Genomic DNA, 15,609 nt, shown 5'->3' with positions numbered 1-15,609 from the left:
ACTGAGTTACTATGGCTCGTTGTTCTAATTAGTAAGTGTAGGTTTATGTTGTAAAGCCTATATTTAAAGTAATAGTGATTACCGATAGTGAATTTTTTCCACTCAGCGTACTCTGAGTAATATGCATTTAAATTTATGGAGTTTGTATGTCAGATAAACCAGAAGCGTCAGATGTTCAAAAACGTCCGCCTAAAAACAATTTTTTATTCGCCGTTATTATTTTAATTATTTTAGTGTGTGCCGCTGCGTTCGTTCTGCTATCGCCCACTGACGAGCAAGAAACTCGCACAGAGGTAGAGCAAACACCAAAAGAACAGCCAGTGATGGAGCTAAAGCCAGAAAACGACCCTGTGGTAGATGCGCCATCAGTTAAGCCTGAAAAGCCAGCAGAGCTAAGCGTGCCTGCCCAGCGCCCAGCTGAGCCAGAGCCGATTGTAGAGCCATTACCAACGCTTGATGAAAGCGACACCGTAGTGGTTGCCAAAATGGATGAATACTTAAGCGACTCGGTAATGAGCCTAATGGTAACCGACGATGTAATTCGCCGTGGCGTCGTATTTATAGACAACATAGCCAAAGGCAAAATTGCTAAAAAGCATACGCCAGTGGTTAAACCTGAAGAAGAATTTAGCGTAAACGAAGGAGACATTTTAACAATTGACCCTAATAGCTACGAGCGCTATACACCGTATGTAAAAGTATTTACGAGCATGAGCGCCGCCCAAGCTGTGCGTATGTACGAGCAGTACAAGCCATTAATCAACAACGCGTACAGTGAAATTGGTTACGGTGATGATGAATTTAATCAAACGCTAGAAGATGCTATTGAGTTATTACTTGATACACCGGAGCCAGAAGGCGAGTTACCGCTACTGCGTGACTCGGTTACTTATCAGTATGCGTTTTCTGAATGGGAGCAATTACCAGCTGCACAAAAACAGCTGTTACGTATGGGCCCAGAAAACATGAAAAAAGTAAAAGCAGCACTGCGTAAAATTAAAGCCGAGTTAGAGCGTAATTAATAGGCATTAAAGGCTGTTTTTAGCTGCGATTGTATATGAAGTATGCAATCGCACTTTCTTTTTTGATTATCCCTTGAATAACACACCAAAAGTAGAGATAATCCTTCCCGCGCCAACCAAGGCCCTCAATGGTAGTCTTATTGGTCCTCTCGCAACACTAGCAGGCGAACCTGGTCAGGCCCGGAAGGGAGCAGCCACAGTTTGTGACGTGTGTGCCGAGATGTGGCTGGTAAGACTGCCACCCAAATTCCTCATTTGGGTGAAAATATATTCCTTTTAAATTATTCCTTAGTAACACCGTTAAATATTTAATATCACGAGTGTCGATTTTCCACTATTACCGCTCTACCTCATTTTTACATTCACACAGTTTTTATTACTGTCGTTTACTGCACTAGCAGATGAAACATTCACTATTTATGTAAAAAATCAAATCACTTATTTAGCAACGCCAAAGCAAAACTCACATCTACTGAGCTTGGCAATAAATTACTGTCACTCAATGTTTCAACAGTAATACTTATTGTAGATTATTGCGCAGCTCCAGAAGCGTTAGCTAATGCCTATTTAGCAATCGCAAATGCTAAGCCTATGCTTAAGGATATTAAGTTAAATTTAAGTGACAGTCATAAAAAGAGTAAGTGTAAAAACATATAACACGCTTTTTGACAGGGGGTAATGTTTATCTGTTCCTGTTTTATTGCTGCTAGACAACCCTTGCCTTGTACGTAATAATGTAAAAATTACATTAATTTTAACATGTAAAGTGTTAACAAAGTGCCCCAAGGTTGATTAATGCCGCAAAGAAGTAAGTGGACACTCGCTGTTTTATTAGGGTTATTAGGCGGGTTAGTAAATCTCTCGCCATTGTATTTTTTCGACAGCTCCGAATTTTTGTTTGGGCAATTGTTTGTTTTATGCAGCTTAGTATTTACTGGGCTGCGTTACGCGTGCCTAAGCCTTGCCATTGTTTCTGGTTTTTTACTTTATAGGTGGGGCCATTGTTGGCCGAGTATTGTGTATTTACTCGAGCTTTGTTGGCTTTATGCTTTTTGCTTACGCCGCTCTAAACCTATTCTTCCTCTGGGTAGCGTATTTTGGCTATGTATTGGTTTACCCTTTGTATGGGTTATAGGCCAATTTGTTATTGGCTTGGCCTGGTTAACGCTAATAGTAGCGATATCAAAGTACTTAATTAACGCGCTAATAAGTTTGGCGGTGGTTGATTTAGTTAGTGTATTTGTACCTTACGCTAGCCGTGCGTATCAGGGGAGGCCACTGGCAAAAATTTTAAGCTATGTGGTTAGTGTCATTATTATTTTAGTGGTATTGCTAACCAGTGTAATTTTAGTAAACGATCATCATGCGCGCTTAGAGTATGAAGTAAACGCTCAACTAAAAGAAAAAGCCGAGTCTATTAGCACGCAATTAAATGATTATTTAGCATTTCATAAAAACGCCATTGTTATGAGTAGCGACGCAATAAGTGCGGGCACTGCAAGCGATGTGCAGCTCAAACGATTAATGTCGTTATTTCCAGGCTTTACCACCAGCTTGTATGCAAACCCAGATGGCTTTGTAGAGCTTAGCTCGCCCAGCGATTTAATAGAGGGGCTTAGCCTTGCGCAGCGTAGTGTTAAAGACCGAGCATACTTTACCCAAGCTCAGCAGTTCCCTCTGGGCTATACCAGTGGCGTGTTTCAAGGTCGCGGCCTAGGTAACGAGGCCATTGTGGCGCTGTCGGCACCTATATACCGTAACAATACGTTTTATGGTGTGGTAGAGGGCTCGTTAAAGTTAGACCGCTTAGAGCGGTTTATACCTAACTTATTTGAGTACACGGGCGATTTAGTGGTGCTAGATGCGCAGCAAAAAGTGGTATTTAGCTCCCTTGATGAATTTAAAATTCTGAGCCATTTTAACGGTGAGGGCTTTAATACCAGTAATTTAGGAGATAAAAACCTATTTCGCTCAAGCAAAAACGAGGTGTACCACAGCTCTAGGTACATTGACCCACAAAACCACTGGCAAGTTATTACCTTTTATAATCGTAAACATTTAAGTATGGCGGTGGCAAAAGCTTGGCTACCCACTATTTTGTTAAGTGCGCTATTGATGCTTATGGTGGTTATTTTTATACACCAACTTGCTAATTTATTAGTGCAGCCAATCACTAGCTTAACGACGCTAATGCAAAGCTTTGGTAAAACCAAAACACATAAGTTTAATACAGACTCAAGCTGGCATGAGGTATTGCAACTGCAACAGCAATTTGAATTACTAGCTAATGCGCTGCAGCTTTCAATAGAAAACCTACAAGCCTCTAATATCAGAAACCAAGGGTTAAATACCCAGCTGAGCGAATTTAATCAGCAGCTAGAGGGCAAAGTAGCAGAGCAAACCACCGAGCTTAAAAAAGCGGTAAATAGGGCTAATTTAGCCAATGTTGCTAAGTCGCAATTTTTAGCCAATATGAGCCACGAGCTACGCACCCCTATGAACGGTATTTTAGGTATGGGTGAGGTTTTATTGCGCGATAATTCATTAACCGATGAGCATCGGGAGCTGTTAAATACGCAGCAAAAAAGTGCACAAAATTTACTGAAAATTTTAAACGATATTTTAGATTTTTCTAAAATAGAAGCCAACGCCATGGAAATTAGCCCTCGGGCGACTAACCTTGCGCCGTTTATTGCCAATATAAAGTCGTTGTTTTCTCCCATTGTAAGTTCTGATCACGTCGAGTTTATTGTTAGTCAAAGCGACAGGCTGCCAGATTGCGTAAAAGTAGACGACCTACGTTTAAACCAAGTCATTATTAACTTGCTCTCTAATGCGTATAAGTTTACCGAGCGTGGTTTTGTGCGCTTATCGTTTGATTACGAAAACGAGCAACTTTTAATAAGCGTAGCCGATAGCGGTATTGGTATTGAAAAAGATCAGCAGTCGTTGTTATTTAGTGAGTTTACGCAAGCAGATGTAGGTGTGGCACGTAAGTATGGTGGCACAGGGTTAGGTTTAGCAATTAGCCAAGGGTTAATTAAAAAAATGCAGGGTGAAATTACCCTCAACAGCGAACCAGGCAAAGGCAGCGTACTTAAATTTTACGTAAGTGCACCTAAAGCACAGTCCAACAAACCAGAGCCCGTTAAACAGGCGAAGTCGTTGCCTAATTTAAGCGATAAAACACTTTTACTGGTTGAAGATAACCCCATTAACCGCCAAGTAATTGCAAAAATGCTAGAGCCTACAAAGGTAAACTTAGTGATGGCAACCGATGGCATAGAAGCGCTAAAAGTACTTGAAGGTAATCGCTTTGATTTAATTTTAATGGATTGCCAAATGCCTAATATGGATGGCTACGAGTGCACCCAAACAATACGGGCTAACGAGGTAAACACAAAGGCACATGTGCCCATTGTTGCTATTACCGCAAACGCCTATGAAGATGATAAGCAGCGCTGTTTAAGTGTAGGCATGGATGACTTTGTTTCTAAACCGGTAAATACACAAGGGTTGTACGAAGTAATCGTGAGGGTGATAAACGCCCATTAGTGCAGCGTTTATCACCATAACAAATTTTAAATAAAATCGAGGGTGAGCAACAAGCGTTGTTCGTTTTCAGCCACCGGTGGCGAGCGATGTACAAGCCCTGCGCCTTCGTTTTCATCCCAGTACTCACCTTTAAGCAGGGCAACATCCCCTTGATTTAGCTGATTAATATTATTTAGGCTTTTAAATAAGCCAGACTCTTCATCGGGCTTACCTAAATTACCAGTTCCAAGCTTTGAGCGGTCTACATCGCTGTGATTTAACCACTGCGTTGCAACGCCTTGGTAAGTAGTCACTAATCGGCACGGAATTTTGTCTACATGAAAACGCGGGCACATAGGTTTATCTAATATTTTTAGCCTTAAACCGGCGCGTTTTAAATCAAATAGGCAGCAAAACATTTCAACTAATAATGCTATGTCTTTACACAGCGCATGAGTTTCATCGCGGTTATTATCATCTGGTTTAAGTGCAGTAACTAACTTATCAAGCGCATCATCGGGTGATACCGCAAGCTCAAGTGGTTTTATGGCATTAGTGCTAATGAGTGTATTAACGGCATTTGTTAATGCTTGTTCAAGGTCTCTTTGCCAAATAACGATGTTAGTGTTTTGGTCATAAATGTGTGGCAATATATTGGCGTTACTGTCTTTAGCTGCTCTTCGGTGGAGTTGCTCAGTGGGTTTTATTTGTGCCGTTATTGGAGCTAGGGCATTCATTACACTTCCTCCCAAATAGGAAACGGGTCGTTATAGGTTTTCCAAAAAACTTTACCTTTAAGCACGGCTTCTTCTGGCAGTAGGCAGTCATCAAGCGCCTCAATCATGGCTTGTTTATTTAACGACTGACCAATAAATACAAGTTCTTGACGCATATCACCAAAGGGCTCTACCCATTTACTGTTTATATCAGCAAGTAGCTCGGGATCTGTGGGCCAGTCTTTTTTAGGAATTGCTTTATAAAACATGCCAGCAAACCCGTAATGAGCTATACCGCCGGCTTGGCTCCACTGCGCGCAAAATAAAGGGCGCGTTGCGAGCCAAAAATACCCTTTAGAGCGAATGAGCTTGCCAAATTGCTCGGTGTTGTGCAAAAAGTGATAAAACTTTTCAGGGTTAAATGGGCGGCGCGCCGTATAATTAAAGCTGCTAATACCATACTCTTCGGTCTCGGGAATGTGTTCACCACGCATTTCTTTAAGCCAACCTGGTGCTTGTTGGGCGCGTGCGAAATTAAATAAGCCCGTGTTGAGCACTTCGTTAATATTAATATTGCCGTTTGATATAGGAATGATTTTAGCTTGAGTATTAAGCGTATTTAAAATAGCAATAAGCTTATTGAGCTGTTCATTGGTGACTAAATCAGTTTTGCTAATTAAAATAACGTCGGCAAATTCAACTTGAACAACAAGTAGGTCAGCCACGCTTCGCTCGTCGTCTTCTCCTAACGATTCGCCAGTATCTTGTAAATCGTTTGCTTGTTCGTAGTCGGTTAAAAAGTTAACCGCATCAACCACGGTTACCATGGTATCGAGGGTGGCAACATCACCAAGAGAAACACCGTTTTCGTCGGCAAAGGTAAATGTTTCGGCAACCGGTAGGGGTTCTGAAATGCCTGTTGATTCAATGACGAGATAATCAAAACGGCCATCTTTGGCAAGTTTGCCCACTTCAACAAGTAAATCTTCTCGTAGTGTGCAGCAAATACAGCCGTTGCTCATTTCGACGAGTTTTTCGTTGCTGTGATTGAGCGACACATCGTTTTTATTTGTGGCTGCATCTATGTTTATCTCGCTCATATCGTTGACAATAACAGCCACTTTTTTTCCTAGTCGGTTATTAAGAATATGGCTAAGTACGGTTGTTTTACCAGCGCCTAAAAAGCCTGATAACACTGTGACGGGCAGTTTATTGATCATTTAATTTTACTAACTAATAGGTATTTATCGGTATGTTATATTGTATCAATTAAATTTTCTAGCACTAGCATGACTTTTTAAATGGTTTGTATGTAATGCTTAGCAGAAGAATAAGTAGACACTTTTGCAAATACAACAAAGCTATTTTGTGTTTTTTGCTATTTTTGAATTTATATAGCTGCGCTATTATGAGCGCCATCAAACTTAGGAGGCATTATGACGTTACTTTTCTCACCCATAGAACTTGCAGGTAAAACTTTAAAAAACCGTATTGTTATGCCACCAATGACTCGCTCGCGCTCAACGCAGCCTGGCGACATTGCCAATGATTTAATGGCCACTTATTATGCGCAGCGAGCAAGTGCTGGGTTAATAGTAAGCGAAGGCACACAAATAAGTGAGCTGGGTAAAGGCTATGCCTGGACACCAGGTATTTACACAAACGAGCAAGTAGCAGGTTGGCGCACGGTGACCAACAAAGTGCATGAAGCTGGTGGCGTTATGTTTGCGCAGCTTTGGCATGTAGGGCGCGTAACTCACAGCGATAACACAGGCGGTGTGCAGCCAATATCGGCATCGGCCATTGCTGCAAAAGACGTAAAAGTATTTGTAGATACTAACGGCGAGCCTGGCTTTGTTGAGACTCAGTTACCGCGTGAAATGAGCAAGCAAGATATTGAAAATGTACTAGGCGAATTTCGCCAAGCGGCTAAAAATGCAGTAGACGCAGGCTTTGATGGCATAGAGCTACACGCCGCTAATGGGTATTTAATTAACCAATTTTTAGACTCGCAATCAAATGCCCGTACTGATGAATATGGCGGCAGTGTGCAAAATCGTTTGCGTTTTTTAACAGAGGTCGTAAATGCAGTAAGCGATGAAATTGGTAGTCAAAAAGTAGGTGTAAGGCTTGCACCACTTACCACGCTTAACGGCACGGTTGATGATAACCCAGAGCAAACATATTTAGCCGTTGCTCAAGCACTAAACGACGCTGGCGTGGGCTACATGCACATTGCTGAAGCCGATTGGGATGATGCCCCTTTAATGAGTGTTGAATTTAAGCAGGCTATTCGTAAAGCGTACAGCGGCGTATTAATTTATGCAGGTAAGTACACTAAAGAACGTGCCGATGAAGCCCTAGCACAAGGCTGGGCCGACATGATTGGCTTTGGTCGCCCGTTTGTGTCTAACCCAGATTTACCTGCACGTTTAGAGCAAGGTAAACCGCTAAATAGCCACAACCCCGACACCTTATTTGGTGGCGCAGAGCAAGGCTATACCGATTACCCAACCGCTTAATTATTTATAAATAAAGTATTTTAAGGGCTGCATGTATGCAGCCCTTTTTTTATGCTGGTAAATCAATACTTTTAACTTGAGCTAATACCAATCAGCAAAATAGATCACTTAATTAAGCGGATTGATATAACAATAAAAAGCGCGTAAGTTAAATAGCTTACCCATTTTAAAAACATAAAAATAAAAATGAAAACCAAAGAGATAGAGCAACTCGCGTTATCAGACTCTGAAACCAAAGACGTGATCACCCCGTATGCCTTTAAAATTGACCAAGCGTTATTAGGTATTCCATTAGCTAGCCCAATTAAACGTGCAATGGCGATGACTATTGATGTTACTTTAATATTTATGGCCGCTAAGCTAAGCGCCACTTTAATTGCCTTTGTGGCTGCCATGGCTTTTTATAAAGGCACTGCGCAGCAATATCTTCCAAAAATGTCGTCGTTTTGGCGCAGAGCCTTAAAGCTTTTTGCCGCGAGTTTTTTATTTGTAAGTTCATTAACCGTACTCTCGTTAGCAATTGATTTTTTTGAAGGCGATACCGTTATTCAAACACCTCAACTAGAAAAAACATAGCAAAACGATGAGCTAAGCGAGCATGATAAAGCAATAATACGCACCTATTTAACGCAAACAGAAGACGATAAAAACTGTGATGATGCTTGCCAAAGCGTTGCTCGAGCTAATTTAATTGGCCAATTACCAGCGCTTGCTGAAATGCAAAACGTAGGAGGGATTGAAGTTACGCGCACATTATTGCACTTAATGGCTATATCTGATGATGAGCCCGTTGCGGCAGATGATTTTAAAAATAATGAGACAGAGCGAGAAAGCATTTCGGGCGAAATAACTCATAAAAGCAATATCACTGAAAAAGCTGAAACTAAAAGCGAGCAAACCAAACCTGTCACCAGCATTTTGCAGTGGGGTAAAGGCATTATTCAAGACCTAGGCCTTGGTTTTGGCTGGGCGGCCGTATACTTTACGTTGTTCTCGTTATTATGGCGCGGACAAACCCCAGGTAAAAAAGTATGTAATATTCGGGTGGTCTCACTAAATGGCGAGCCACTAGGTATGCTTGATTGTTTTGGCAGATACGGTGGATACGGCGCCGGTTTTGCAACAGGTTTATTAGGCTTTTTACAAGTGTACTGGGACCCAAACAGGCAAGCTATTCAAGATAAAATATCAGCCACGGTGGTTATTCAGGGCAGTGTGAATCAGGTTGTAAATGCACAAAGGGTACAAGAGACTTTAAAAACTACTTAGAAAATAAGCAATTATAAAATATATAGCTTTAGATAAAAAAAGGGCTAAAATAAGGTCTTAATTTAGTTCTTTATAGGTGTTATATGAGACAGGTTTTAGCTGATTGTTCGGCAAGTATTTCAGAACTTAAAAAAAACCCAACCGCGCTTTTAAATGAAGCTGATGGCGCTGCAATAGCCATATTAAATCATAATAAGCCTGCAGCTTACTTGGTGCCTGCACAAATGTATGAGCAACTTATGGAACAATTGGATGATTATGAACTAACTAAAGTTGTTGAGAGCCGCAGAGGCGATTTATCTCAAGCGGTTGAAGTTAGTATAGATGACTTATAAGTTAAAGTTTTTACCAGCAGCCTTAAAAGAGTGGGAAAAACTTGCGCCACCACTTAAAAGCCAGTTTAAAAAGAAACTTGCTGAGCGCTTAGATAATCCGCATGTCCCAGCCTCTAAATTACGCGGCTTTGATAATGTTTATAAAATAAAATTGCGTACGGCAGGGTATCGCCTTGCTTACGAAGTTATTGATGACGAAGTTGTGGTGTATGTACTCGCAATTGGTAAACGCGATAAAGATGCAATATATAAAAAGTTAGCCTCAAGAACTAAGGAATAGCTTAGCAATAAAAGCGGTGTTTTGATTGTTGAAAGAAGGGCGCTTCTTCTTGGTTTGCTATTAATTTAATACAAGGATATGTATGAAAGTCTTATCAATAATATTTTTATATTTATTTTTTACAATAAATATAAATGCCTCAGAGCCTATGACTTTAGCCAAAACCTATCAACTTAAGTCTGTTATTTTAAATGAACAACGCAGTTTTAGCGTTTATTTACCGCCAAGCTACAATGAAAACCCCAATCAGTCATACCCAGTTATTTACTTGCTCGATGGTGACCAAACACATCTAAAAGCCGTAGCCGGGCTAGTAGAGGCACTTAGTACTCAGCGGCTAGAGCAGCAAATACAACAAGCAATTATAGTAGCCATTCCTAATAGTAAAAATGCGATAAGAGAGCGGGATTTTACCCCAACCAATGTTGATTGGACATTTAACGGTAAACTTCTAGAAAAGTTTGAAAATATTGGCAACGCCGCAAATTACAGTGCCTTTTTTGAAAAAGAACTTATTCCTCTCATTAATAAAAATTACCGAACATCAACTAAACGCGTATTAATAGGTGAATCCTTCGGTGGCTTGTTTGCCAGTTATGTATTACTCAGCAACCATGCGCTATTTACAGATTACTTAATAATTGATGCAACCTACCTGTGGGATAATAACTACCTAAACCGTTATTATGATGAGAAACAACTTATAAATAAGCCACTTAATGGCAATGTATATTTTACCTTTGCAAATAATGACGAAGCGTTTGGCGAAATTGGTAAAACAAATTACCAATGGGGTGTAGCCTTTGCTAAAAAGTTAAAAGCGCACCCAAGCAATAATCTAATTATTAATCAACGTTACTTTAAAGATGAAACTCATGGCACAGTCGCTGCGCTTAGTTGGTATTATGGGTTAAAAAGCTTATTAAAAAGGTAAACCTTAACTTATAAACTTGGTAAGAAAAAAGAGTTGCTTTGGGTATATTATTTACTAAATTCAGTGGGAAAATTAAAAGGGAATTAAATGAGTAATAATTTTAATGAGATTATAAAGGGTTTTTTTTGGGGGAGCAGGGTTTGTAATAGCAACTCTAGGTGGCATTAGTGTATACGCGCTCACAATAGCTGCTGAGGTGGAGAGTGGATTTAAAGAGCAGGTTTCTAATAAAGTATTAGATAGCACATCTGATTTAAGTAATGATTACAAACTTACTCTCTCTGATATTTTTAAAGAAAATGGGCGTGTAAGAATAACTGCAGAGTTAAAAAACACCTCTAACGAAAGCATATATGCTGGTGGTGTTATTGCATCTACATTTGACGAAAGTGGCAAGTTTGTTGGTAATTGCTTAGGCAAAAGCGATGACATATTTATAGAACCAAGTAAGAGTAGCTATATTGATATTCACTGCAATCTACTAAGACCACAGGCGAGCAGAGTACACTCTGCCAAACTGAAATTTAAGTGGTTTTGATATTCTTTCTAAGGGATTTTCAGAACAAGTGAAAGTGTAGTTTATGGCAAATAAATTATTTAGTTGGCAACGTGGGCGACAAAAGTCGGGTTACGATAAAATGTTATTGTGCTACATGCTTTTCCCTTTTAAATTGGATGCATACTTAATTAAATTCCCGCAGGGCAGTGAAATAAAGCCACATACCGATGAAGTTAAAACTGGCAGGCACTTTAGGCTTAATGTTGTATTGAAGCATGCCGCTAGGGGAGGTGAGTTTATGTGTGAAAACCCGATTATAAATTACAGTCGAATTAAACTTTTCAGGCCCGATATTGAGCGGCATCAAGTATTAAAAATAGAGCAAGGTACTCGCTATATTTTAAGCATAGGTTGGATCAAAAAGTAATTATTGTAGGTTGGGTAGAGCGAAGCGAAACCCAACAAAAAACACCTTTCTTTTTAATAGTTGTTTTTTACACAGCTACCAACCCTATTTTATTTCCTAAACCTAACCCCAAATCCACCAACTCCCAGCAGCAACACAACCCCCCACACAAAGATGTTTCCGTATTGACTGTACACACTGTCGCCTTGTATAAGCTTTATATCGGCTTTCATGGTCGCGGCTTCAAACTGTGGCATGGTTTGCTGAGTGTGGCTTAGTGGGTCGTATACGGCGCTTACGCCATTGTTGGTAACACGTACCAGCGGGCGTTGTAATTCTAATGCGCGCATGCGGGCTATTTGCATGTGTTGTAATGGCCCAATTGAATCGCCAAACCACGCGTCGTTACTTACGGTAAATAGTAGGTCTGAGTCGCTTTGGTAATTACCGCGTACTAAATCGGAAAATACTATTTCGTAGCAAATGGCAGGTAGCAGGTTAAAGCCATTGGCGCGTAGGTTGTTTTGCACTCTATCGCCACGGGTAAACGATGACATAGGTAAATCAAACAATGGCGCTATAGGGCGCAATATATCCTGAAATGGTACAAATTCGCCGATAGGTAACAACTGGTGCTTACGGTAGCGGTTTTTGTCTAGGTAGCGATAATGGCCGTGCTCGTCGTTGTGCTCTTTATTACCTACCACAATAAGGGTGTTGTAAATGGTTTTGGTGTCGAGCTGGTAGTCAACAATACCGGTAACTAATGCGGTTTTATTAAACGAGGCCGCGCTGTCTAAATTGGCTAAGTACGTGTCGGCAAGGGCTTCTATTTCGGGCACGGCGGCTTCGGGCCATACCACTAGGTCGGCATCCCAATGTGGGCGTGTTAGGTCCTGGTACTTGCTCATGGTGGTCCAAAACTCACTGGGTTCAAAGCGCAGGTGTTGTTTAATATTACCTTGTACCAATAAGGTCGACATTTCTTTGCCAGAGTAGTGATTATTACCGGTATTTAATGCGCCAATAACAAGTAACGCTAAAGCGGCTGCGCTTATTAATGGGGTTTTAAAATCTTTTTGGGTGAGCCTGAAAAGGGCAAAACCAATGCCAACACAGGTAAGCGTTAAGCCAAATTCGCCAATATAAGGGGCAAGCAGCCTAAGCGGGCCATCTGTTTGTGTATAGCCAAAACTTAGCCATGGAAAGCCGGTCAGTAAGTGACCACGTAAGTATTCACTAATGGCTATAGTGGCAATTAGAAGTGCACCCATGCTTTTAGGGCCACTTGCAAAGCGAGTTGCAGCCCAAAACGCAAGTGCTGGAAACAGGGCTAAATATGAGCACAGTAAAGCCATTAACGAGAGCGATGCTATAAGCGGCATGCCGCCAAAGGTGGCAATAGATACATGCACCCAGCTAATACCCGCGCCAAACCAGCCTAAGCCAAATATAAAGCCATATTTAGCAGCGCTTTTTGCGTGCGCTTTGCCTGTGTTGTTTGGGTTAATACAAAAAATAATGGCGGCAATACTAAAAAATGCGATGGGCCAAATTTGGTAAGGGGCGTAGCCAAAAGTTAAAATAAGGCCCGCAACCAGTGCGAGCCATGCTTTTTTATCTTTTACTAACAGGGTGAGTTTAGTTAGTAGTTTCTTCACTGTCGTTTTCATCAACCTTAGGAACGGTGACTTGCAGTTGTAAAATACGACGGTTATCAGAATTAGTTACTTTAAACTGATAGTCGTCTATTTCAATTGTTTCGCCGCGACTTGGCATATGGCCAAATGCGTGTAGTACCGTGCCGCCAATGGTATCGGCTTCATCGGTGCTGTAACCTGTTTTAAAGTACTCGTTAAAGTCATCTACAGGGGTGAGCGCTTGTACTACGTATACATGCTTAGCAAGTTGGCGAATATCTTGTTGATCTTCTTCTTCGTCGTGTTCATCTTCGATTTCGCCGACAATTATTTCAAGAATATCTTCAATGGTGACAAGGCCCGATACACCGCCGTATTCGTCAATGACGATAGCCATGTGGTAGCGTTGTTGACGAAATTCATTTAGTAGGGTGTCTACGCGCTTGCTTTCTGGCACTACCATGGCTGGGCGTAAATATTCGCGCAGTGAGGGTAGGTGCTCATCTTTATTTAAAATAAGCGGCAGCAAGTCTTTTGCGAGCAAAATACCTTCAACGTGATCTTTGTCTTCACACACCACCGGAAAACGCGAGTGGGTGGAGTCGACCATCATGGGGATCAAATCTTCAAGGGGGCTGTCGACCTCAAGTGTGACCATTTGTGAGCGCGGGATCATTATATCGCGCACTTTAAGCTTGGATACACCAAGCACACCTTCAATCATTTCTTTGGTTTCTGGGTCGATTACGTCACGCTCTTGCGCGTCGGCAATTACTTCAACCAGCTCTTCTCTATTCTGGGGTTCCCCTTGCAACATTTGGGCTATGCGGCCCATCCACGTTTTGCCAGAAGAACCCTGGCTAGATTGCGAGTTATCGTCGCTCATTGCGTCTAAATGCTCCGTTAAATTAAATTTCGTCCCGGTATGGGTCAGCTATGTTTAGCTCTGCAAGTAATTGCTTTTCTATGCTTTCCATCTCAAAAGCGTCTTCACTCTTTATATGGTCAAATCCAAGTAAATGCAAGCATCCATGAATAACCATATGGGCAAAGTGGTCATGAAATGACTTTTCTTGCTCGATTGCCTCGGCCAATACAATGGCTGGGCAAATTATTAAATCACCTACTAATGGCAAATCAATGCCTGGCGGTGCTTCAAATTCGAACGACAACACGTTGGTTGGTTTATTTTTACCACGGTAGTCGTTGTTTAATTGTTGTGATTGCGCTTCATCGCTTATAACGATGCTCAGCTCCGACTCATCACGAAACTTGCTCAGGGCTTTATCGGCCCACAGTGCAAATTGTTCTTCGCTTGGAAGGTTGTCAAACTCACACGCTATTTGTAAATCTAATTCGGTGCTCACGGTATTACTCTTTAGTAGAAGGCGGCTGTTGAGCGGCAAGTTGCTCTTTGGCTTTTTGTTTTTCTATACGTTTTAGTCGCTCGCTTTCGTCATTGCGCTCGTAGGCTTCGACAATACGGCCAACAACAGGGTGGCGAACAATGTCGTGCGATTGGAAAAAGTTAAAGCTAATTTCTTCAACATCGCTAAGTACTTCTATTGCATGACGAAGGCCTGAGCGCGCACCGCGTGGTAAATCAACTTGTGTTATATCGCCCGTTATTACTGCTTTAGAGTTAAAGCCTATACGGGTTAAAAACATTTTCATTTGCTCGGCGGTGGTATTTTGGCTTTCATCTAAAATAATAAACGCATCATTTAGTGTACGGCCACGCATGTAAGCAAGTGGGGCAATTTCAATAATGTGTTTTTCAATAAGCTTTTCTACTTTTTCAAAGCCAAGCATTTCAAATAGCGCGTCGTAAAGAGGGCGCAGGTATGGGTCTACCTTTTGGCTTAAATCGCCTGGTAAAAAACCCAGTTTTTCGCCGGCTTCTACCGCTGGGCGGGTAAGTAATATACGACGAATTTCTTGGCGCTCTAGGGCATCTACTGCGGCTGCAACTGCTAGGTAGGTTTTACCTGTACCGGCAGGGCCAATCCCAAAGGTAATGTCGTGATGCAAAATATTAGCAACATACAAACCTTGGTTATCGTTACGCGGTTTAATTACGCCACGGCGGGTTTTAATAAACATTTCTTTGCCGTACGCACTTTGCGGCACTTCTTGTTCTAGGGCTTTTGATTCGGTAATGGCTAAATGTACGTTGTCGGGCTCTATTTCACCAATTTCGCCACGAACAGGTTGAGTATCAACATAAAGGTTTTTTAAAATGTCTACGGCCGCGGCACTTGAGTGCAGTTTACCTGTTACTTTAAAAAAGTTGTCGCGGTGGATTATTTCAACACCTAGGCGGCGTTCAATTTGTTTGATGTTTTCGTCAAACGGGCCACATAAAGAAGAAAGGCGTTTGTTGTCGGCAGGTTCTAAATAAATCTCTAATGTTTTTAACTGATTACTCAAAATTACTTCCTATTCGGGTGCG

General features: G+C 41.4%; 14 protein-coding genes, 1 other RNA gene and 1 pseudogene. 10 read left to right on the top strand and 6 right to left on the bottom strand.

Annotation, left to right across the window (positions count from 1 at the left end; genetic code table 11):
• Positions 1-146: 146 nt before the first annotated feature.
• The 3 genes from EJ103_RS11115 to EJ103_RS11105 all read left to right on the top strand — a co-directional run bounded on the left by EJ103_RS11115 (position 147) and on the right by EJ103_RS11105 (position 4,577).
• Positions 147-1,022, top strand: coding sequence for a DUF3014 domain-containing protein (locus EJ103_RS11115; protein WP_126007671.1), 876 nt, complete (start codon positions 147-149; stop codon positions 1,020-1,022).
• 138 nt (positions 1,023-1,160) lie between these two features.
• Positions 1,161-1,257, top strand: an RNA gene (gene ffs / locus EJ103_RS11110) — signal recognition particle sRNA small type.
• 560 nt (positions 1,258-1,817) lie between these two features.
• Positions 1,818-4,577, top strand: coding sequence for a response regulator (locus EJ103_RS11105; RefSeq protein WP_126007669.1), 2,760 nt, complete (start codon positions 1,818-1,820; stop codon positions 4,575-4,577).
• Between the two features lie 26 nt (positions 4,578-4,603).
• Here EJ103_RS11105 and EJ103_RS11100 read toward each other — a convergent pair whose 3' ends face one another.
• The gene (locus tag EJ103_RS11100) at positions 4,604-5,293 is read right to left on the bottom strand and encodes a DUF1826 domain-containing protein (RefSeq protein WP_126007667.1); all 690 of its coding nucleotides are present in this window, start codon (positions 5,291-5,293) and stop codon (positions 4,604-4,606) included.
• Positions 5,293-6,492: a zinc metallochaperone GTPase ZigA gene (gene zigA, locus EJ103_RS11095; protein ID WP_126007665.1), complete on the bottom strand. Its 1,200-nt coding sequence runs from the start codon at positions 6,490-6,492 to the stop codon at positions 5,293-5,295. Before zigA ends, EJ103_RS11100 begins: the two co-directional genes overlap by 1 nt.
• Before the next feature lie 216 nt (positions 6,493-6,708).
• On the opposite strand from zigA, the gene EJ103_RS11090 reads away from it, so the two are divergent.
• The 7 genes and pseudogenes from EJ103_RS11090 (at position 6,709) to EJ103_RS11060 (ending at position 11,538) form a co-directional block, all read left to right on the top strand.
• Positions 6,709-7,794: an alkene reductase gene (locus tag EJ103_RS11090; protein ID WP_126007663.1), complete on the top strand. Its 1,086-nt coding sequence runs from the start codon at positions 6,709-6,711 to the stop codon at positions 7,792-7,794.
• 186 nt (positions 7,795-7,980) lie between these two features.
• Positions 7,981-9,063, top strand: a pseudogene (locus tag EJ103_RS11085) (RDD family protein).
• A gap of 83 nt (positions 9,064-9,146) precedes the next feature.
• Positions 9,147-9,398 carry a type II toxin-antitoxin system Phd/YefM family antitoxin gene (locus EJ103_RS11080; RefSeq protein WP_004586953.1) on the top strand — a complete coding sequence of 84 codons (252 nt, stop codon included), beginning with the start codon at positions 9,147-9,149 and terminating at the stop codon, positions 9,396-9,398.
• Complete coding sequence (locus EJ103_RS11075; protein WP_029772622.1) at positions 9,388-9,678, top strand: type II toxin-antitoxin system RelE/ParE family toxin; 291 nt, start codon at positions 9,388-9,390, stop codon at positions 9,676-9,678. Before EJ103_RS11080 ends, EJ103_RS11075 begins: the two co-directional genes overlap by 11 nt.
• A gap of 82 nt (positions 9,679-9,760) precedes the next feature.
• Positions 9,761-10,612 carry an alpha/beta hydrolase-fold protein gene (locus EJ103_RS11070; RefSeq protein WP_126007661.1) on the top strand — a complete coding sequence of 284 codons (852 nt, stop codon included), beginning with the start codon at positions 9,761-9,763 and terminating at the stop codon, positions 10,610-10,612.
• A 196-nt stretch (positions 10,613-10,808) separates the two neighbouring features.
• A complete protein-coding gene (locus EJ103_RS11065) occupies positions 10,809-11,150 on the top strand; it encodes an ATPase (RefSeq protein WP_241232270.1) in 342 nt (113 codons plus the stop codon).
• A gap of 43 nt (positions 11,151-11,193) precedes the next feature.
• Complete coding sequence (locus tag EJ103_RS11060) at positions 11,194-11,538, top strand: 2OG-Fe(II) oxygenase (protein ID WP_126007659.1); 345 nt, start codon at positions 11,194-11,196, stop codon at positions 11,536-11,538.
• Positions 11,539-11,627: 89 nt separating this feature from the next.
• Here the strand turns inward: EJ103_RS11060 and lnt are convergent, their stop codons facing one another.
• From lnt to EJ103_RS11040, 4 genes are read right to left on the bottom strand one after another with little or no spacing between them, the layout of a single operon-like run.
• The gene (gene lnt, locus EJ103_RS11055) at positions 11,628-13,178 is read right to left on the bottom strand and encodes an apolipoprotein N-acyltransferase (protein WP_206435482.1); all 1,551 of its coding nucleotides are present in this window, start codon (positions 13,176-13,178) and stop codon (positions 11,628-11,630) included.
• A complete protein-coding gene (gene corC, locus EJ103_RS11050; RefSeq protein WP_004589463.1) occupies positions 13,159-14,043 on the bottom strand; it encodes a CNNM family magnesium/cobalt transport protein CorC in 885 nt (294 codons plus the stop codon). The genes lnt and corC overlap by 20 nt, the downstream gene beginning before the upstream one ends.
• 22 nt (positions 14,044-14,065) lie before the next feature.
• Positions 14,066-14,524 carry an rRNA maturation RNase YbeY gene (gene ybeY, locus EJ103_RS11045; RefSeq protein WP_024033864.1) on the bottom strand — a complete coding sequence of 153 codons (459 nt, stop codon included), beginning with the start codon at positions 14,522-14,524 and terminating at the stop codon, positions 14,066-14,068.
• A 4-nt stretch (positions 14,525-14,528) separates the two neighbouring features.
• Positions 14,529-15,587, bottom strand: a complete 1,059-nt coding sequence (locus EJ103_RS11040; RefSeq protein ID WP_004589461.1) for a PhoH family protein — start codon at positions 15,585-15,587, stop codon at positions 14,529-14,531.
• Positions 15,588-15,609 lie beyond the last annotated feature (22 nt).

The organism is Pseudoalteromonas sp. Xi13 (assembly GCF_003952205.1).
Classification (GTDB): Bacteria; Pseudomonadota; Gammaproteobacteria; order Enterobacterales; family Alteromonadaceae; genus Pseudoalteromonas; species Pseudoalteromonas atlantica.
This window is presented reverse-complemented; position numbering and strand designations above follow the sequence as displayed.